The 19,635-nt window shown below is 69.3% G+C and carries 19 protein-coding genes; 3 read left to right on the top strand and 16 right to left on the bottom strand.

The annotated features are described in order from the left end of the window. Positions 1 to 90 precede the first annotated feature (90 nt). Positions 91 to 351, top strand: coding sequence for a 30S ribosomal protein S20 (gene rpsT / locus APZ21_RS12810; protein WP_054813502.1), 261 nt, complete (start codon positions 91 to 93; stop codon positions 349 to 351). Positions 352 to 517: 166 nt separating this feature from the next. After that, entirely contained in the window at positions 518 to 763 is a 246-nt protein-coding gene (locus APZ21_RS12815; RefSeq protein WP_054813630.1) for a hypothetical protein, read from the top strand. Between the two features lie 76 nt (positions 764 to 839). Here APZ21_RS12815 and APZ21_RS12820 read toward each other — a convergent pair whose 3' ends face one another. From APZ21_RS12820 to lexA, 5 genes are all read right to left on the bottom strand, one after another. Further along, positions 840 to 2,534, bottom strand: a complete 1,695-nt coding sequence (locus APZ21_RS12820) for an LCP family protein (protein ID WP_082393052.1) — start codon at positions 2,532 to 2,534, stop codon at positions 840 to 842. A 56-nt stretch (positions 2,535 to 2,590) separates the two neighbouring features. Then, positions 2,591 to 3,592: a DNA polymerase III subunit delta gene (holA, locus tag APZ21_RS12825; RefSeq protein WP_054813632.1), complete on the bottom strand. Its 1,002-nt coding sequence runs from the start codon at positions 3,590 to 3,592 to the stop codon at positions 2,591 to 2,593. Positions 3,593 to 3,631: 39 nt separating this feature from the next. Then, the gene (locus tag APZ21_RS12830) at positions 3,632 to 6,094 is read right to left on the bottom strand and encodes a ComEC/Rec2 family competence protein (protein WP_275426202.1); all 2,463 of its coding nucleotides are present in this window, start codon (positions 6,092 to 6,094) and stop codon (positions 3,632 to 3,634) included. Positions 6,095 to 6,370: 276 nt separating this feature from the next. Then, positions 6,371 to 7,093 (bottom strand): ComEA family DNA-binding protein, encoded by a 723-nt coding sequence (locus APZ21_RS12835; protein WP_204249094.1) that lies wholly within the window; start codon positions 7,091 to 7,093, stop codon positions 6,371 to 6,373. Positions 7,094 to 7,820: 727 nt separating this feature from the next. Continuing rightward, complete coding sequence (gene lexA / locus APZ21_RS12845) at positions 7,821 to 8,477, bottom strand: transcriptional repressor LexA (RefSeq protein WP_054813506.1); 657 nt, start codon at positions 8,475 to 8,477, stop codon at positions 7,821 to 7,823. A gap of 227 nt (positions 8,478 to 8,704) precedes the next feature. Here lexA and thrS point away from each other — a divergent pair, with 227 nt between their 5' ends. Continuing rightward, a complete protein-coding gene (gene thrS, locus APZ21_RS12850; protein ID WP_054813507.1) occupies positions 8,705 to 9,937 on the top strand; it encodes a threonine--tRNA ligase in 1,233 nt (410 codons plus the stop codon). Positions 9,938 to 9,946: 9 nt separating this feature from the next. Here thrS and APZ21_RS12855 read toward each other — a convergent pair whose 3' ends face one another. The 11 genes from APZ21_RS12855 to APZ21_RS12905 all read right to left on the bottom strand — a co-directional run bounded on the left by APZ21_RS12855 (position 9,947) and on the right by APZ21_RS12905 (position 19,623). Beyond that, on the bottom strand, positions 9,947 to 10,423 hold the full coding sequence (locus tag APZ21_RS12855) for a GNAT family N-acetyltransferase (protein ID WP_156371043.1): 477 nt from the start codon (positions 10,421 to 10,423) through the stop codon (positions 9,947 to 9,949). 58 nt (positions 10,424 to 10,481) lie between these two features. After that, positions 10,482 to 11,327 (bottom strand): DegV family protein, encoded by an 846-nt coding sequence (locus APZ21_RS12860; RefSeq protein WP_054813508.1) that lies wholly within the window; start codon positions 11,325 to 11,327, stop codon positions 10,482 to 10,484. 4 nt (positions 11,328 to 11,331) lie between these two features. Continuing rightward, entirely contained in the window at positions 11,332 to 12,168 is an 837-nt protein-coding gene (octT, locus tag APZ21_RS12865; RefSeq protein ID WP_371852347.1) for a diglucosylglycerate octanoyltransferase, read from the bottom strand. A gap of 238 nt (positions 12,169 to 12,406) precedes the next feature. Next, positions 12,407 to 13,066 (bottom strand): histidine phosphatase family protein, encoded by a 660-nt coding sequence (locus tag APZ21_RS12870; protein ID WP_054813635.1) that lies wholly within the window; start codon positions 13,064 to 13,066, stop codon positions 12,407 to 12,409. Positions 13,067 to 13,112: 46 nt separating this feature from the next. Next, positions 13,113 to 13,493 (bottom strand): ribosome silencing factor, encoded by a 381-nt coding sequence (rsfS, locus tag APZ21_RS12875; protein WP_054813509.1) that lies wholly within the window; start codon positions 13,491 to 13,493, stop codon positions 13,113 to 13,115. Further along, the gene (nadD, locus tag APZ21_RS12880; protein ID WP_082393053.1) at positions 13,490 to 14,134 is read right to left on the bottom strand and encodes a nicotinate-nucleotide adenylyltransferase; all 645 of its coding nucleotides are present in this window, start codon (positions 14,132 to 14,134) and stop codon (positions 13,490 to 13,492) included. The genes rsfS and nadD overlap by 4 nt, the downstream gene beginning before the upstream one ends. 62 nt (positions 14,135 to 14,196) lie before the next feature. Then, on the bottom strand, positions 14,197 to 14,907 hold the full coding sequence (locus APZ21_RS12885) for an RsiV family protein (protein WP_054813511.1): 711 nt from the start codon (positions 14,905 to 14,907) through the stop codon (positions 14,197 to 14,199). 114 nt (positions 14,908 to 15,021) lie between these two features. Further along, on the bottom strand, positions 15,022 to 16,977 hold the full coding sequence (locus tag APZ21_RS12890; RefSeq protein WP_054813512.1) for a hypothetical protein: 1,956 nt from the start codon (positions 16,975 to 16,977) through the stop codon (positions 15,022 to 15,024). 16 nt (positions 16,978 to 16,993) lie between these two features. Continuing rightward, on the bottom strand, positions 16,994 to 17,182 hold the full coding sequence (locus APZ21_RS12895; protein WP_054813513.1) for a hypothetical protein: 189 nt from the start codon (positions 17,180 to 17,182) through the stop codon (positions 16,994 to 16,996). A gap of 129 nt (positions 17,183 to 17,311) precedes the next feature. Then, complete coding sequence (locus APZ21_RS12900; RefSeq protein WP_054813514.1) at positions 17,312 to 18,736, bottom strand: vWA domain-containing protein; 1,425 nt, start codon at positions 18,734 to 18,736, stop codon at positions 17,312 to 17,314. A gap of 2 nt (positions 18,737 to 18,738) precedes the next feature. Further along, on the bottom strand, positions 18,739 to 19,623 hold the full coding sequence (locus APZ21_RS12905) for an AAA family ATPase (protein WP_054813515.1): 885 nt from the start codon (positions 19,621 to 19,623) through the stop codon (positions 18,739 to 18,741). Between the last annotated feature and the right edge of the window lie 12 nt (positions 19,624 to 19,635).

The raw sequence follows: 19,635 nt of genomic DNA on the forward strand, positions 1-19,635 counted from the left end.
GTGTCGCACGCGAAGGCTTAGTCGGAAATTCAGTCAGAGAAATTTCTGCCCAGCACACCACTCGAGCGACAGGAACACGAGGAAACAGGCGTGGCCAACATCAAGTCCCAGATGAAGCGGATCCGCACCAACGAGGCGGCGCGTCAGCGTAACCAGTCGGTCAAGTCCGCGTTGCGCACCGCCATCCGCGGCTTCCGTGAGGCGGCCGCGGCCGGTGACAAGGAAGTCGCCACCGAGCGTCTGCGGTTCGCCAGCCGCAAGCTGGACAAGGCCGCCTCCAAGGGAGTCATCCACGCCAACCAGGCCGCCAACAAGAAGTCGGCCCTCGCGCTGGCGCTCAACAAGATCTGATTTTCCGGTATCGGAATCCGATACCTCATGCTCGCGCGACCGCCGTGGCCTCGATGACCGCGGCGGTTTTGTCGTGCCCTGCCACAGTCGGTCGCCCGAGATCGATCTCGGGCGAGTTCACCCGGTAGTAGCCGGTATGTCGGTGCGGGAAGCTACGATTCGGCGCATGGTAACCGTCTACGCGAATCAGACTGTGGTCAGAGCCGAGGATCTGCCGGATGTCATCCGGGCCGCCGAGGTGTTGGGGTTCGGGCTGAAGATCGAGAACGTCCTCGTGCCCGATGACGAAGGCGGCTACTCGCTGGAGTGGATCGTCACCCGGGACGAAGAGGTGCCCGCGTACGAGGATTGGGACGGTCGCTACGACGGGACCGAGGACGAGGACGAACTGGTACTCACCACCGCCGAGTGAGGTTCGTCGCGTCGAAGGGCTATCCGCCGTCGAGGTCCCGCCGGCGCTCGTCAGGATTTTCGCGCGGGCCCGGACCTCAGTTCACGCAGGGGATGCTGTCGCCGGAGATCGAGGCGTCCACCGGTCGCCCGACGTTCGGGGTCGGCGGGGCGGAGTCCGTCGCCGACGCGGCAGGAGTGGGAGTCACCGTCGAGGTCGTGGCGCTTATGTCCGCGGGTAGGACGAAATCACCTGCTATCACGACCTCGATGCGCCCGGTCGGCACTCGCGGAGACGCGATCACCGGCAGGCCGCCCAGCATTTCGGCGATAGCGCCCGCCTCCACCGAACCGTCCGGCCCGTAGTACACCGCACTCGCCGTGCCGTCGGCGCCCGCTGTGGTCACCGATCCCCGCGAATAGCCGCGATCGGTCACCGCGCTCGACACCACCGCCGCCGCCGCGCGTGTCGTTCCCGCTGCGACGACATCCACCACGGAGGTCGGCGCGGAGGCGGGCGATCGGTTCGAGGTCGCGGGCGCGGTGGGCGTGGGCGTGAGTGCGGTGGGTGCGGGGGCGGTGGGCGTGAGTGCGGTCGGCGTGGGCGCAGTGGGCGTGGGCGCGGTCGGCGTGGGCGTGGGGGTAGTGGACGTCGCGGAAACTCCGAAGGCCGCGCGGACCTCGCGACGGACCGCGGCCGGGTCGATGATGTTCACGTCCTGACCGTTGATGACGTCGTAGCGCACCACCGGCAGGGTTCGGAACTCCACCTCGGGACTCTCGACCGAACCGACCGTGCGCAGGAAGTCGGTGACGTTCCAACCGTCGGACAACACGACATTGCGATGCGCCACATCCATGAGCGCCGACAGTTTGCCCACATCGGTCAGGGTGCCCGCCTGGCGCAACTCCGAGGCCACCGCGGTGAGGAATGCCTGTTGGCGATGGGTGCGGTCGAGATCGCCATTGGTCAGCCCGTGGCGCTGGCGCACGAAGGCCAGCGATTGCGCCGGATCGAGGCGTTGACGGCCGGCGGGGAAGTCCGCACCGGAGAACTCGGTGTCGCGGACCGGATTCCTCAGGCATACCTCGACGCCACCGAGCGCCTTGGCCACGTCGTAGAAACCGCCGAGGGTGATCTCGGCGAACCGGTCGATGGGCACACCGGTCAGGCTGCGCACCGCCTGGATGACGGAGGCCCGGCCCGCCTCCCGACCCGCGTGTTCCAGCGCGGCCCGGTCGGTTTCACCCTTCGCCATCAGTTGATCCTGGACCGCGGCCTTCTTCAGACCGTAGGTCTCCTTGATCTTGGCGTGCGTATAGCCGGGAATTCCGGTCACCGCGACGTAGTCGTCGCGCGGAATCGACACCGCGGTGATCTTGTCCATATTCGCCGGAATATGCACCAGGATAAGGGTATTGGCGTTGTAGCCGCCCTCGTCGCCGTCACCGGCGTGCAACTGGTCGAGTATCTGCGCGGGTAGATCCGAGCCGTCCTGGTCCTTTCGGGTGTCCAGGCCGATGAGCAGTATGTTCATATCGCCGTCGAGGGAATGCGGCGCGTCGTCGCCTATCGCGTTCGAGCGCAGGAACCCGTTGTCGAAGCCGTTCTCGGTGGCCCAGCCCATCGCGGTACCCGCGAGCACCACCGCGGACAGCCCGCCCGCGCACACCCGTGCCGCGATGCCCGCCATTCGCCCCGTAGCGCGGGCGCGGCCGGATCGAGCGGTCCTCCGAGGCGGTCGCTCACCGCGATCGATACGCGGAATCCGGGTGGTGGTGTCGTCGTCCATGTCCGACTTCCAGTGTGACACGCAAACGGTAGCCGAACATTAGCCATACTCGACGGTCAGTCCGCTCCGTGTAGGTCGAGAATGCGGGTCAGCGCGTGTTCGAGCGCGTAGTTCGCATCCGCCGCGCCGCCCTTCACATCCGCGTTGAGCGCGGCGACAACTTGGAGCGCGGTGCCGATACTGGCCGGGTTCCATCCCCTGGCCTGCGCCTGCGCCTTCTTCACCTTCCACGGCGGCATACCGAGTTGCTGCGCCAGTTTGAACGGGTCACCGCGACCCGCCGAACCCACCTTGGCGATGGTGTGCACCGAATCGGCGAGCGCGTCCGCGAGCAGTACGTGCGGCACACCGCGATCGGTGGCCCAGCGCAGTGCCTCCATCGCGGCGGGCCGGTCCCCCACGACCGCGAGTTCGGCCACGTCGAATCCGGTGACCTCCGCCTTGCCCGAGTAGTAGCGGCGCACCGCCGCCGCGTCCACCTTGCCGCCGGTATCGGCCGCGAGCTGCGAACAGGCCGCGGCGAGCTCGCGCAGATCCGATCCCACCGTTTCCAGCAGCACCTGCACGGCCTCACCGCCGATGCGTACCCCCACCGCCCGGAATTCCGCGCGCACGAACTCCACCCGCTCGGCCGCCTTGGTCAATTTCGCGCAATCGTGGGTGACCGCGCCCGCCTTCTGCAACGCGGGCGCCAACGCCTTGGCCCGCCCCCCGCCGGAGTGCGCCACGACCAGCACCACGCCCTCCGGCGGATCCGCCGCCGCGGCGGTGATGACCGAAACCGCGTCCTTCCCCGCCTCGGCCGCCGACTCCAGCACGATCACCCGGTCCTCCGCGAACAGCGACGGACTCAACAGTTCCGACAACTCCGCGGTGCTCGCGTCACCGGCCCGCAACCGATCAACCGGCACCGCGTCGGCATCGGGCGCCACCGCCCGCACCCGACCGACGATGTCGGCGATCGCCCGGTCGACCAGCAATTCTTCCTCACCGAGCACCAGGTGAACCGCGGGGGGATGTTCGCTCACGGAGGCGATCCTACGGTCCGGCCCCGACATGTCGCCGAGATCGCCGCGTCTCGGCACGCGGGTTCGGCATCAGGGTGTCCGCGCTCGGCGGGTGGTAGCCGTGTGGTCATCGGGCGGCTCGCCCCGGCCCCATCGCCGCGAGGGATCGCTTGCGGCGCGCGCTCCGCGCACTCGCCCACCCGTCTTGATCCGCCGTCGCGTTGTGGCGATTCGGAGGCCGGGCGCGGATCCCAGTACGAGAATGTCGCCGTCCCGGTCGGTGCGCAGGACCGTGACACCGAGGGAATCCAGTTCGGCGAGGATTTCGGGATCGGGGTGACCGAAGGTGTTCTGCGCGCCGACCGAGGTCACCGCAACGCGCGGGCGCACGGCGCGCAGGAATTCCTTCGCCGTGGTGTGGGAGCCGTGATGCGGGACCTTGAGTACATCGGCGTGCAGGCGCTCCCGGCCGGTGGCCAGGAGTCGGCGTTGGGTGGCCGCCTCGACGTCGCCGGTCAGGAGTATCCGGCCCGCGGGCGTCTCGGCCGCGATCACCAGCGATCGATCATTGGCGTTCGCCTCGGCATCGGGTCGGGACGCGGGGGTGGGGGCGAGAACCTCGAGCGCGATCGAGCCGAATCCGAGGACCTGGCCCGCGGAGAGTTCGAGGACCGGGATACTCGCGGCGAGGGCGGCGTCGGCTACCGCGACCGCGCCCGAGCCGTCCGCCCGCCGCCCCGAAGCCGACGCGGGTAGATCGAGTTCGTGTGGTGCCACGGCGATGGCCGCGACCGAGCGGCCGTCGAGTGCGCCGGCGAGGCCCGCTATGTGGTCGGCGTGCGGGTGGGTCAGGACGAGGAGCGGAATGTGTTGGACGCGAAGTCGATTCAGACAGGAATGCACGAGACGCGGGTCGGGACCGGTGTCGATCACGATCGCCGAGCCGTCACCGACCGCCAGTGCCAGCGCGTCACCCTGCCCCACATCGCAGGCGACGAAGACCCAATCGCGCGGAGGCCACCCCGGATGCCAGATGCGGACCGGAACCAATACCAACGCGCATCCGACAATGGCGGCGACCGCGAGCCTCCGCACGGCGGCGATACGCAATCCCCAGACGATCGCGACGACCACCGCGGCGGCGACGAGCCCGCCGGCCATGCCACCCGGAACCGCGATCGATGAGCCCGGCAGGGCGGCGGTGCGTTCGGCGACCTCCAGCAACCACCACATAGGCGGAGCGGAAGCGCGCAGGATCAGTGTGGCGAGGAGAGGACAGATCCAGGCGGTCGCCGCACCGAGGGCCCCGATGACGGTGATCGGCGCGACGACGGGAGCGGCCAGGATATTCGCGAGTACTGCGATCAGGCTGAGCCGACCGGTCAGCGCGACCAGAATCGGCGTGGTGACGACGAACGCACCCGCCGAGACCGCGACGATCTCCGCGGGCAAGCGCCACCATCCGCGCGCCCGCAGCCAATCCGCCCAGCTGGGAGCCAACAGGATCAACCCCGCGGTCGCCACGACCGACAGCGCGAATCCGGCACTCACCGCGAGTTCCGGCCATATCGCCAATAGACCGATGACCGCGGCGCACAACGCGGGCAACGCTTGTTTGCGCTGTCCGGTGACCAGCGACAGCACGGTGACCGCCCCCATCGCCGCCGCCCGCAGCACACTCGGATCGGGACGCGCCACCACGACGAACAGCAGCAGTGCCACCCCCGCGAGCGCCGCGGCCGAGCGCGGACCGAGCGCGACCGTCCGCACCACGAACAGCACGACGGTCAGCAGAATCGTGAAGTTCGCCCCGCTGACCACGCAAAGATGTTGCAGGCCGGCGGTTTCGAAATCGGTCCGCACCGAATCCGACAGCCTCGAGGTATCTCCCACCACCAGGGCGGGCAACAATCCCGCCGCCCGCTCGGACAATGCCCGCCCCGCGGCCGCGGCCAGCGCGGCACGCACCGCCGCCGCCCCGCGCTGCCACCACGACACCCCACCGACCGGCCGCGGCGGTTCCGTGGCCCGCAGCGCGGCTACGGTGAGATCCCTGAACCGAGCAGGCTCCACTCGGGCACGGAACTCGACCGCCTGCCCCGGCACCACCCGCCCCCACCCTTGCCCCTCCCCCAGAATGACCACCGTCCCACCCGCGACGACGGCCCCGTCCCGCCCCCGAAACCGCTCGAGCTCCGCGTGCACCACCCACAATCGCTGCCCTCCGAAGCCCTTACCCCGCACCACTTTCGGATCATCCCGCACCGTCGACACCACCGAGACCGACCCACCCACCGCATCCCGCAATGGATGTTCCGCCACCCCGTACTCCCGCCACACCGCCGCCACCGCGAACCCCGCCCCGATCAACAACGCCGCCGACACCACGCCCGCGACACCGCGCCGCCCACCACCCGGGCCCGAACCCCTCTCTCTCCCGCGCTCCCCCACCGCGATCCTCGCCCGCCGACGGCGATAGACAGCGCACACACCCACCGCGCCAACCACCGACATCACCGCGAGGCCGACGCCGACCCGCCACCCCAGGGTCACGACCGCAATCGTCACACTCCAACAAGCCGCCGCGGCCGGCGCCAATCGCGCATCGAGTGTCTCGGCAGTCCCCTCCGCCCCCGAGTCCTCCCGCTCCAAGCCCCACCGCCGCAGCCGCGTCTTCCACTCGCCACCGCCGAACACTCCCGCACCCCCTTCACGGCCTACTGAACCGACTCCCCATTTCACGAGCGACGGTGATGCTGATCCTGGTGGCGCGGCATCCCCGCCGCTGCCCGCCACCGAGGACGGCACCCGGCCGAGGCGGCGGAAACGTCATAGCGTCACCAACTCTCGGAGGCGGGATAGCCGGGTGGGGCCTATCCCGTCTATGTCGCCCAGTTGTTCTATGTCGGTGAAGCGGCCGTTGGTGATTCGCCAGGTGATGATGGCGCGGGCGGTTATCGGGCCTATTCCGGGGAGGGCGTCGAGGTCGGATTCGGTGGCTCGGTTGAGGCTGAGCCGGGTGGTGGGAGTGGCCGCGTTCGAGGGTGGCGTGGTAGCGCCCCGGGCGTTGGCGCCGAGCGTGGTGCTGCCGAGCCGTGGGGTGCCTGGGGTCGGGTCGAGGGTGCCGACGATGACCTGGTCGCCGTCGCCCAAGCGTTGGGCGAGGTTGAGCGTGGTCAGGTCCGCGCCCTCGGCGGCCCCGCCCGCCGCCGCTACGGCGTCGGCCACGCGGGCGCCCGCGCCGAGGTGGACGAGGCCCGCCCGGTGCACCGAGCCGACTACGCTCACGACCAGTTCGCCCGCGGTCGCGGCGGCGTCTACGGGTGCATTGTCGACGGAGCCCGCGGCACGGGGTTCGGGCGCGGGGTCGCTCGGGGCGGTTGCCGTGGAACTCGTGCGGATCGCGGGCACCGGTGGGACCGCTTGGGCGATCGGCCGTTCGCGGAACACGACGACCGCCGCCACGATCGCCGCGATCAGTCCGACGATCGCCAAGGTCATCACCCCGCGCCGCCCCGGATCCAGACGCGCGCCACGAAAACGCTCCGGCATCAACCGATCCCACCACCTGGCCTCACCATCGGCATCGTCCAACCAGCCCGGTGACCGCACCGGGTCCTCATCATCCGCATCCGCGCATGCACCAGATGGCGCAAGGCGACCCCGCGAATCCGGTGCACCCCAGGCATTTACGGCATCAACGGCTTCCCAGGCATCGCGCGGACCGAAGTCTTCGTCGGCGCATCCGGGAGGCCACGAATCCGCACCGGACGCGGCATCCGACTTCGGACGACCAGCCGGCGATTCGTCCGCCCGCCGTCGGTCCGCATCCACCGTCGCGCCCCCGAACCCCTTCGAACGAATCGCTCCTTCCTCGGATGCCTCGGGCTCCGCACCGGAATCGGCCGCCACCCTCCCGGCCCCTCGATGCCACGCACCGATCGGGGACTCGCGCGGGAGCTCGTCGAGATGCCAACTGCCGGTGCGGTATTCGGGGACGGCTCGGCGGCGCGTACCGGGCCGGGGCTCGCCCTCTCGTACGGCAGTGCGCGTGGAGTCGGGGCGGTGGGCGGCTCGGAGCACGGGGGCGGGGCGGTGTTTGCCGATGGCGCGGTCGGTGGGGATTGCGGTGAGCGCGCCCAGTCTCCGACGGATGCGCTCGCGTTCCTCGTGTCGTGGCATGGGGACGACGGTAGTGGCGGGTGAGTTGCGTATTCGCGGGTCGACCTGGGCCTTTGTCAGGGTTGTGGATAAGCCGGGTGTTGTGGAGGAACCGCGCTCACACGCGGCGCATGACCGAGACGACCTTGCCGAGAATGACCGCGTTGTCGCCGTCTATGACCTCGTAGGCGGGGTTGCGGGGTTCGAGGTGGATGTGGCCGCCGCGTTCGCGGTAGACCTTCACGGTGGCCTCGTCATCGATCATGGCGGCGACGATCTCGCCGGAATGGGCTTCCTGTTGGCGGCGGACGACCACGATGTCGCCGTCGCAGATGGCGGCGTCGATCATCGAGTCACCGCGGACCCGCAGGCCGAATACCGTGCCGCGGCCGACGAGTTCGCGAGGCAGCAGCAGACTGTCGTCGGCGTGTTCCTGGGCCGGGATGGGAGCGCCCGCGGCGATGTCGCCGAGGACCGGGACACAGACCGCGTCGGCCGATTCCGCGCGCGGCGCCTCGGCGCGCAGGAACAGACGGACATCGATCGGGCGCGAGACGGTGCCGCCGCGTCGCAGGAAACCCTTGTCCTCCAGGCTTTTCAGATGTTTCGAGACCGAGGACGTCGAGCGCAGTCCGACCGCGTCGCCGATTTCGCGGGCGCTGGGCGCGTAACCGTGTCGCAGCACCCAGTCGCGAATGGTGACGAGAATGCGCTGCTGGCGCGGCGGCAGCGTGGAGGTGTCGAGATGGTCGAAGGCGTCGTCGTATGCGGTCACCCGGAAATGTTAGAGGTCGGCTCGGACACGCTCGGCGCGCGCCACGCCCGGGGAAATCCGGCTGCGTGCACGGTCGGCCTCCTGCTAGGGTAGCCGCCGTGAAGCGCGCTGCTATGACGACGACGCCGGACATCGTCCCGGCGCGCTGACCTCTGTCACACCGAAGCCCGGGCGAGAACCCGGAGCTTCCGCTCGTGGTCCCTCGCCCCTGTTCGCGAGGAGATCCCGTGTTCGACCATCGCACCCTCGGCCGTGAACTCGGCATATTCGATACCGATCCGCTCATGGGCGCGGGTCTGCCCTATTGGCTGCCCGACGGCGCCGCCGTCCGCTCCACCCTGGAGGACTACATTCGCGGTGCCGAACGCCGCGCCGGGTACCGGCACGTCTACTCCCCGGTCCTCGGTAAACGCGAACTCTATGAGATATCGGGACATTGGGCGCACTACCGCGAGGACATGTTCCCGCCCATGCCGCTGGGCGGTGAGCAGGTTGTGCTGCGGCCGAGTCTGTGCCCACACCACGCGCTCATCTATCGGTCCCGTTCGCACAGCTACCGCGAATTGCCGCTGCGCATGGCGGAATTGGGCGGTATGTACCGCTCGGAGCCATCCGGTGTGCTCGGCGGCCTGACCCGGGTGCGCGCCATCCAACTCAACGACGCCCATCTGTTCTGCACTACGGACCAGGTGGCGACCGAGGTCGCGGGCGCGCTGGAGATGATCCGCGCGGCGCATCGCGCGCTCGACATCGCGCCCGCCCGCTATCGGCTGTCGTTGCCCGGACCGGGTGGGAAATATGTGTCCGCGCCGGACATGTGGGATCGGGCGATCGCAGTGCTGACCGAGGTGCTCGACACCTCCGGCCTGCCCTACGATCCCGCCCCGGACGAGGCCGCCTTCTACGGTCCGAAAATCGATGTGCAGTTCACCGACAGCGCGGGCCGCGAATTCACCCTGTCCACCGTGCAGGTCGATTTCCATCAGCCCGAACAGTTCGACCTGCGCTATATCGGTCCGGACGGCGGCGAGCACCGCCCGATCATGGTGCACCGCAGCATTATCGGCAGTGTCGAACGGGCGGTGGCCCATCTGCTCGAACGGCACGGCGGCGCGTTCCCGGCCTGGCTGGCCCCGGTCCAGATCGCGATATTGCCGATCGCCGACGATCAGCTGGAGTACGCGCGGGAATTGGCGCGGCGCGTTGTCGACGAGGATCTGCGCGTCGAGGTGGTGCCGCCGGACCATGGCAGTCTCAGCGCGCGCATCCGGCGCGCCAGATATGTTCCCTACCAGGTGATTCTCGGCGCGGCCGAAGCCGAGGACGGCACCGTCGCGGTCCGCCTGCGCGATGGTCGCCGTCTTGATCCGCAGCTGGTCGCGCCTTTCGTCGCACGCGTGGCGGCGTTGGTCGGTCGACGCGAAGCGCGGCTGTGGGAGGAGCGACCGGTCACCGCGTGACGGATCGCCTCACAGATCTCCGGCATAACAGTTGGACTCGGGCAGCACCTCGTAGGGCGGGAAGATCGGTATGCGGTGGTATCCGCTGCGTTCGTAGAACCGCACCGCGTCGGGTTGCAGATGGCCCGTCTGGAGGATCAGCCGGGGCAGGCCGAGTTCGCGGGCGGCGTTCTCGGCGGCCTCGAGTAATTGCTCGGCGGCACCGGAACCGCGGTGTCCGGGGCGCACGAACATGCGTTTGAGCTCCAGATCCTGCCCGTTCCACCGCACCGCCGCGTGGCCGGCGGGCTCGTCGGAGTACACGACGAAGGTCCGGTACACGGTCTCGGGGTCGACGGCGTGGGGATCGCTGCCCGCGAGCGACTCCGACAGGTAGGCGTAGCGCGGGCCGATCTCGTCGGCCATCTCCTCGCGCAGCGTTACCGCGTCGGGATGATCCCAGTCGACGACGGTCACGGTCAGCGCCGGGCGCAAGGAGTTCGTCATGTCCACCACGCTGAACAGCCTAGGGACGCGGTATGCGTCGTGCTCACCGAGTTTCGCATCACCGGCCGCATCCGCCGGGGACGACCAGCACACCGACCGCGCCGACACCGAGGTGCACACCGAGGGCGGGCCCGAATTCGGCCACGATGAACTCCCGGATGCGAGGGATCTGTTCGCGCAGTTGCGCACCGACGATCTCGGCGGCCTCGGGTGCGCCGAGATGCTGCACCGCCACGGCCGCGCCGTCGGAACCCGCGGCCTCCACCGCCGCCGCGACGAGGCGGCCGTACGCCTTCGACCGAGTGCGGACCTTCTCCCGCAGTTCCAGGCGGCCCTCCACGATCTGCAACAGCGGTTTGGTGACCAGTTCGCTTCCGAAGAACGCCGCCGCGGTGCTCAACCGGCCGCCGCGGCGCAACTGTTCGGTGCGATTGACCAGAATGAAGGTGCGTGCCCGGGTCGCGACACCGACGGCCGCATCGTAGACGGCGTCCAGCGACGCGCCCGAACGCGCGCCCCGCGCCGCCGCGAGGACGGGCATACCGGTGGCGAGTCCGGCGCCGAGTGAATCGATGACCCGCACCGACTGCTCGGCGTCCATATCGCGCACGGCCTGTCGGCCCGCCTCCCAGGTGCCGGAGAGCTGACGGGACAGGTGCACCGCGATTACGCCGTCGCCGTCACTGCGGGCCAGCGCCCGTTCGTAGACTTCGCGCAGTTCGCCGGGCGAGGCCGCGGAGGTGGTGACGGTGTCGGCGCCGTAGTCGATATCGATCGGATCGATACCCTCTCGCACGGTACGGTCGCCGACCAGGACGTGCAGAGGCGCGACGGCGATATCCAACTCGGCGGTGAGTTCGGCAGGCAGGCTTGCGGACGAATCGGTGACGACCACGACGGCCACGGGACTACCGAACCTCCTGTATGGTCTTCACCATCGCGGTGGCCACGGCGCTGTGCCCGGCCCAGCCCCAGTGGATGCCATCGGGATTGGCCTCGCCGGAGAAGATGTTGTCGCGCACCGCTTCTCCGAGATCCACCAGCGGAACCCCGGTACGTGCCGACCATTCCCGCAGCGCCTTCACCGCGCGCGGACGGCCCCGGTGGACGTGGCCGTAGGCCGCGCAATCGTGTACCGAGGGCAGCACCGCGACGAACGGCAGATCCGGGCGCAATTGCGCCAACGCCTCCCGCGACTGTTCCAGGTAGTCGATGCTGACCTTCGGCGGCAAGGCCACCGGCCGACCCAGTTTGGACAGCTTGGGCTGCGACCAGTTGTAGGTGGAGCGCACGACGCGACGCAGCCACGCGGGGCGCACGTAGCGGATGAGTTCGCGCAGTGCGGTCGGCAGCGGCGAGGGCAATGTGTCCATTCCGCCCACGGCGAAGACGACCGCGCCCGCATTCGGCACCGCCGCCCACACGCGGGGATCGCCGATGAGCGCCCAGTACGCGTCACGGCAGGTCCAGCCGATCCGACCGACCAACTCGACCTGCCAATCCAGTTCCGCCCCGACCAGATTCGGCCAGATCCGCGGATGGTTCGCGGGTAGACCGCCTTTGGGCCCGAAGTAGGACAGCGAGTCGGCGATCACCAGCAGCACCGGACGCGCGGGCGCCGCGGCGGGAGCCGTCGGTGACTCCGCCCCCGCGGCCGTCACCGCTTCTTCCTCGGGAAGGTCGAGTTCGCCGACCTCGACGGAAACCGTGTCCCGCTCGGCCCCGGCGCTCGAATCCGCGGCGATGTCACCCTTCGTGGCGTCGTCGAGGACGGAACCGGCCTCGGCATCGAGGGCGGGCATCGCCTCGGATGCCCGGTCGGTATGTTCCGCATCCGCGTCGGGCGGTTCGTCATCCGGCTCGGCCACCTCGGCCGTCGTCGCGCGTGCGCTCGGGCCGCCGAACAACGCGTCCGGCAGTTGACGTTCCGGTTTGGCCGTCACCTGCCGGAACAGTTCATCCGGCACCGACCGGATCGGGTCTTCAGAGGACATCGGGTGCTACCTTCGCCGCCGCATTCCACACATCGAGGCGCCACCCGGGCTGTTCGATGGCAGGGCCGTGGCTGCTCAACTGCACCCAGCTGGTGTTCGCCAGCCCACCAAGGGCGGGCCAGTTGCGCGGCGGCAGGTCGAGCAGCGCGGCCGTCAAGCCCGCGATCAGCCCGCCGTGCGCCACCAGGATGATAGTCCGGCCGGGCCAATCGTGTCGCTCGGCGAACAATTCCTGGACAACCGGCAGCGAACGCGCGCCGACCTCGAGTTTGCTCTCCCCGTTCGGGGGCCGGTACTCCGCGTCGAGCCGCCAGGCGATTCGCGCGCCCGGAAAGTCGGCGTCGACCTCGAGGTGGGTGAGCCCCTCCCAGTCGCCGAGGTGGGTTTCGCGCAGTCGCGGATCGAGCGCGACCGGCAGATCGGTGTGGTCGGACAGCGCCTGCGCGGTGTCGCGCGCGCGTTTGAGGTCGGAGGACACGATCGCGATGGCATTGCGCGAGACCAGTTCGCGCGCCGCCTCTTTCGCCTGTCTGCGGCCGAGTTCGGTCAGATCGGTGTCGATCTGACCCTGCATCCGGTCGGTGGCATTCCATTCGGTCTGCCCGTGGCGCAACAGAATCAACGTGCGCACGCCTGCGTACTTACTCACTTGCCCTGCCTCCGTGGTGAACGAGCTGATGTATCCGGCGAGCCGCTCACTCACTCGTGCGGGGAGCGCCGACGCCGTCCACGGGAACCACCGGGCAATCCTTCCAGAGCCGTTCCAGCGCATAGAAATTGCGCTCATCGTTGTGCTGGATGTGCACAACCACGTCGACGTAGTCGAGCAGGGCCCAGCGCCCCTCGCGAGTGCCCTCGCGCCGCACCGGCTTGTGACCCGCTTCGCGCAGCTTCTCCTCGACATTGTCGACGATGGCATTGACCTGACGTTCGTTCGGCGCGGAGGCGATGACGAAGCAATCGGTGATGACCAACTGTTCGGAGACGTCGAGCACCACGACGTCGGAAGCCAGCTTCTCGTCCGCCGCACGCGCGGCGACCTGCGCGATCTCGACCGACTCGACAGATGCCGTCATTCAGCTACCTTCCGCTCCGCGGGCACGTACAGGTGCCGCTTCGATATGTACTGCACCACGCCGTCGGGGACGAGGTACCACACCGGCCGGTTCTCGGCGGCGCGGCGACGGCATTCGCTCGAGGAGATCGCCAGCGCCGGGATCTCGATCATGGTCACCGCGTCACCGGGGAGATCGCGTAGATGTTCCCGCAGATGATCGGTGTTCAGCTCGTACCCCGGTCGGCTCACTCCGACGAACTTCGCCAGTTCGAACAGTTCCGACCAATCCTGCCATGTGAGGATGTTGGCCAGTGCGTCCGCTCCGGTGATGAAGTACAGCTCGGCGTCGGGATGTTGGGCGCGCATCTCCCGCAGGGTATCCACGGTGTAGGTGACCTTGCCACGGTCGATATCGGCCCGGCTGACCGTGAACCGCGGATTGGACGCGGTTGCGATGACCGTCATCAGATAGCGGTCCTCGGCGGGGCTGACCTGCTTGTCCGCCTTCTGCCACGGCTGTCCGGTCGGGACGAAGACGACCTCGTCCAGGTCGAACCGATTGGCGACTTCACTGGCCGCGACCAGGTGGCCGTGGTGGATGGGATCGAAGGTGCCACCCATGACGCCCAGCTTGCGGCCGGACCGCCCTGTCTCTTGCATGAGTGACGAGCTTAACCGGTGGGTCCGGGGCGGCGGCCCGCGCGGCGCGGGCCGCCGGATGCTCAGCCGGCGACGATGTCGCGGATGCCAGGCTTCAGCGCCGAATCCAGCTTCGACCAGGGCACGGTGATGACGATGTCACCCGCGGCGTGCGAGGCGATCTCCCCGAAGTGAATCTCCATTCCGCCGGGGGTCGCCAGCCACAGCCGATAGTTGAACTCGGTGGCCTCGATACCGCTCTTGAAGTAGGTATCGCCCGCGCGGGTCTTGGGGACCTCGATGGCGGCCTGTTCGGCCAGCAGGTTCAATCCGGCCTGCACATCGGTGAACAGATCGGCGAGGGTGATCGCCCGGCCGGTATCGCCGTTGGTCACGTGCGATTCCATGGAATTGTTCGGATGGGCGGCGCCCTCGCTGTAGACGCTGACCACGAGCAGGCCGCTGACCACCCGGGTTCCGGTGTAGGTGACCTGTCCGTATCCGGGTTGCAGAGTGGTGGTGGCGTCGGCGCGGTCGATCCAGGTCTGCGCGAGCGCGCGCATGGCGTCGTTGAACTCGGTGCGCGCGGCGTCCGAACCCCCGGTGACCTGCGGAACGTCGACGGTGTAGTTGGGCCCTTGCAGGCGGACCGACGAGACGGCGAACGCGCCCGGCGCGGCCTGCGGAATGCCCGCGTGCGACGCGGAGGCGCCTTGATCCACCCCGGCCGCGCACGCGGTCAGCGTCGCGGTCATGATCCCGGCGATGGCCACTGCGGCGGCGATCTTCTTCATTGTCTGCTCCGGATACTCGATGCGCCGGGTCCCTCCCCGCGTCGAGTCCACCATCGGCCATCGCGCCAAAGACCTTCTAACGATCGGCCAATGGTCGCGATCACCACGTCCCGATCACTGCTCGCGCGCCTCCATATTCGCCAGCTGACGGCGGGTCTGGGCCAGCTCGACGGTCACCTCCGGGCCGGGATCGAGCCCTTCCAGTTCCGCGAGCAGATCCCGCAGCGTGGTCAGCGCCTGCTGTTCGCCGATCGGGGTGGTGTCGCGCCAGAATTGCAGCCACGCGGCCGAACGGAGACAGCGCGACCGCGCGGCCACCCGGTCGAGCGCCCCCCATAGATCGGCGGCGCGCAGATAGGCCACCCGCGCCTGATCGTCCGCACCGCAGGCGTCCAGTGCCGAGGCGGCCGAGGCGGCGAGTTCGGCGCGCAACAGAAGGTCGGGGGTGTGCTCGACCAGTCGCGCCGCCTCGACGAACTGCCGCGCCGCGCTGCGGTGGCGGCCAAGCATGGTCAGGGACTTGCCGTACTGGGAGCGCAGCACCGCCATCTCGGTGTCGGGATAGGGCCGCGCGCCCGCCACGAGCGGCTGTTCGAACAGCGCCGCGGCCGCACCGTGGCGGCCCGCGCGGAAGAACGCGCGGGCCGCCACGAAGGTCAGGTGGGTGGCATCGGCATCGGAGATGCCGTCCCAGCGCGCCGCGGCCTGAAGGGCAACGTCGGCGAGTTCCTCCTCACGGCCTGCCTGACCCGAGACCACCATGACCAGCTGCGATCCGAGTCGCGCCAGATGTTCCGGCGGCAGCGCCCGCGCGCCGAGCGCCAGCGCGCGGCGCAACCGCTCCTCGGCCAGCGCGGGATCGTCGAGCAGATGGGTCGCCGCCTCGGCGGCCAGTTCCAGCGCGACCTCGCCGCGATCGGCGTCCCGCGGATCGGCCGCGGCGGGCGCGGGAGGCGGGATGAGCATGCGTTCGGCCCGTCCGGCGCGAATGCCCAGCGGCAACTGATCGACCAGCGGACGCTGCGCCAGGCGCGCGGCCACCGCCGATCCGACCACGTCGCTGCCGTTGCGGCGGTCGTAGCGGGCGGTCAGCGCGGCGATCTCCGCGCCGAGGTCGGCGCGCACCGAGGCGATGGTGCCCGCGCCGAGCGGCACCGCCGCCAACCCCAGTTCGGCCAGACGGTCGAGCAGTACGCAGACCCCCACGACGAAGGACAGGCGCGCGGCGGCGTCGGCACCGGGATCGGTGAGCCAGCCGACATGTTCGACGAGCAGTTCGAGTCCGCGGGCCTCGTTCCCGGTCAGCGCACAGAACTCCAGGTGCCGGGCGAGCGCGTCGCGAAGACTCTCGACGTGGCGGACCAGCGGATAGCCGATCAGATGGGCATGGCGCGCCTCGGCGATCCGGCCGGTGCGCAGCAGCGGCAGCAGTGCCTTCGACGCGACCCGGTGCGGCTGCTCGGCGCAGGTCCGTTCGCCGTCGAGGACCGGCCGCCAGTAGTCGAGCGCCGCGGCGTCGTCGCGGGCCGCGGCGGCGGTGGTGCCCCAACTGTCTTGTTCACAGGCGTCGCAGTCGGACATGGTGTCACGTTCGGCGAACAACGCGGCGCGGGTGAGCCGCGCGGCCTCGAGGTGTTCGCCCAGCGCACGGGCCAGACCGGCGCGCAGCGCCAGCACCGGGCGCGCGCTGTAGCCCGTGACGCGGTAGCGCGTCTCGAGTTCGTCGAGCCAGCGGCGGGTCACCGCCAGCGGGACCGAGGGACTGTCGACCAGCGTCGCGGTCATCCATTTCAGATGCCAGTGCACCGAATGGGTCAATGGGCCGAGTTCCGCCGGGAACTCGTCGTAGATGTGCAGCAGTCGGGCGTAGGCGACCGGGGCCAGATCCTCTTCTCCCGCGTTGGCGTACGCCGTGGCCAGTTCGATGAGCACCCGACCCTCCAGCTCCCGATCGGGCCCCGACTCCGCGGCCGACGCCAGGGTTCGCAGTCGCCGCGTGAGCGCGCGTCCCCGCGGCAGTGCGCGGGCGCGCGTCAACTCCGCCATGATCTCCGTGGTTTCCACACTCACCTCTCGAGCGTCTCGCTCACGCCTCGTCCCCCGCCGCGCGCCGGGTCGCCCGGCCGAAGAACCCGCCGGAGGCCCGGTCGGGCGGGACGGTGTCGGCGCGACGCGGCGGACGGCTGGTCATCGGCAGCGCACGACCGCACGGCGATTGCACCGCGGTCTTCGGGAAGGCCGGATCGTCCGCGCCCTCCGGTGTCGTCTGCACCATGAGTGTGGATCGTGGACACCGGGTCCAACGATTTCCTTAAGGAATGCTTTCGAGCCGGGCGCGCGAAATCCCGCGCACCGAATACCGGGTTATCGCGCGACCGCGCCGAGACGCAACATCATCCGCGCCTCACACCGGCAGCAGCCGGGACACCACCTCGGTCAATTGTCGGGCAGAACGGCATTCGTGCATCTCGATGACTTCGCGATAGCGATCGGCCGCGGAATCGCCGGAGCCCCATTGATTCACCGGTTCGGGATTGAGCCAGTGCGCGTGTTTGGCCACACCGACCAGCGACCGCAGGGTGGCCAGTTCGGGATCGCGGTAATTCGTCCTGGCGTCGCCGAGAATGAGCAGCGAACTGCGACTGGTCACCGCCTCCGGGAATTCGGCGGCGAAGGTGGTCAGCGCAGTGCCGTAATCGGAGTGGCCGTCGTAGCCCACCACATCGGATTCGGTGAAGATCCTGGTCATGGCGCTGTCGAGTTGGGTGTGCGGATCGAAGAATTCGGTGACCTCGGCGGTGCGGTCGACGAAGGCGAAGATGCGCACCCGCGAGAACTGTTCGCGCAGCGCGCTCACCAGCAGCAGCGTGAAGTTGCTGAATCCGGCCACCGAACCCGAGACGTCGCACAGCAGTACGAGTTCGGGGCGACCGGGGCGCGGTTTGCGATTGACCAGATCGATGGGAACGCCGCCGGTGGACATGGATTTGCGCAAGGTCCGGCGCAGATCGATCTCCCCGCGGCGGGAATGCCTGCGCCGCACCGCGAGCCGCGAGGCCAGTATCCGTGCCAGACGCTGACTGCTGCGGCGCAGCTCGACCAGTTCCCGTTCGGAGGCGCGCAGGAAATCCACGTCCTCGGCCTGGCGGGCGACGCCGTATCCGGCGACGCGTTCGCGCCCGATCCGTTCGGCCACCCGCCTGCGGGTCTCGGCCTCGACGGTGGCGCGAAAGGCGTCGATGCGACCGCGGGCGGCGCGGCGGGCGATCTCGGCATCGAACTCGCTGGTGTCCGGGCCCGCGGCGAGTCCGGCCAGGATGCGGGCAAGCAGGGTCTGCGGCTGGACCTCCTTGAGCGCTTGATATGCCGAGAAGGACGGCCCGCGCGCGGACTGGTACTGCCCGAGTTGTTCGACCAACTGCGCGGCGAGCTGTTCGAGCAGGGCGGCGGCGTCGTCGCGGGCAAGCAGATCGGCGATCAGATCGCGCAACGCCGGTATATCGACCTGACCGGTCGGCCTGCGTGGAATCTCGACCTCTTCGTACGCGGCCCGCCGCTCGCCGATCGCCACCGGGAACCACAGGTCGAACAGCCCGTCGAAGGTCGCGCGATGGGTGGTGCGGCGCAGCAGCGAGCAAGCGAGCCCCTCGCGCAGCACTTCCCGGTCCAATAGGTCGAGCACGGTCACCACCCGGCCCGCGTCCACGGTCTCCGAGGGCCCGACCGGTATGCCGCGGGCCCGCAGCGCCTCCACGAATCCGACGAGATGACCGGGCAGCCCGTGCGGCGCGTCCAGTGACACGGTCTCGCCGCCCGATCCGGTGACCACGGCTAGGCCAACTTCAACTCGGTCAGCGCCCGCTGATGGTCACTGCGGTGTTTGAGCACCACGCCGAGGGTGGCGCGCACCGTGCTGTCGTCCAGATCGCGCAGTCCGAGCGCGAGCAGCGTACGGCCCCAGTCGATGGATTCGGCGACCGAGGGCAGCTTCTTCAACTGCATACCGCGCAGCACGTGCACGATTCGCACCAGCTGCGCCGCCACCGCGGCCGACAGCTCCGGCACCCGGCTCGCCAGGATGCGACGCTCGAGTTCCTCGTCCGGGAAGTCCAGGTGCAGGTACAGGCAGCGCCGTTTGAGCGCCTCGGACAGTTCGCGGGTCGCGTTGGAGGTGAGCACGACGAAGGGGCGGCGCTGGGCGGTGATCGTGCCGAGTTCGGGCACGGTGACCGCGAAATCGCTGAGCACCTCGAGTAGCAGTCCCTCGATCTCGACATCGGCCTTGTCGGTTTCGTCGATGAGCAGGACCGTCGGGTCGGTGCGGCGGATCGCGGTCAGCAGCGGGCGCGACAGCAGGAATTCCTCGGTGAACACGTCGGCCTTGGTCTCGGCCCAGTCGTTCTCGCTGGATGCCTGGATGCGCAGGATCTGCTTGGCGTGGTTCCACTCGTAGAGGGCGCGGGCCTCGTCGACACCCTCGTAGCACTGCAACCGCACCAGTTCCGCGCCCGCGGTCTCGGCGACCGCGCGGGCCAGTTCGGTCTTGCCGACCCCGGCCGGTCCCTCGATGAGCAGCGGTTTACCGAGCCGGTCAGCGAGGAATACCGAGGTGGCGGTGCCCTTGTCGGCGAGGTAGCCGGTGGTGGCCAGCCGCTCGACCACATCGTCGACCGAGCCGAAGATCGGCTCCTGGGTCGCGCTCTGCTGCGAAGCCACGTCGTATCCTTC

It is taken from the genome of Nocardia arizonensis (assembly GCF_001310275.1).
GTDB classification, from domain to species: domain Bacteria; phylum Actinomycetota; class Actinomycetes; order Mycobacteriales; family Mycobacteriaceae; genus Nocardia; species Nocardia arizonensis.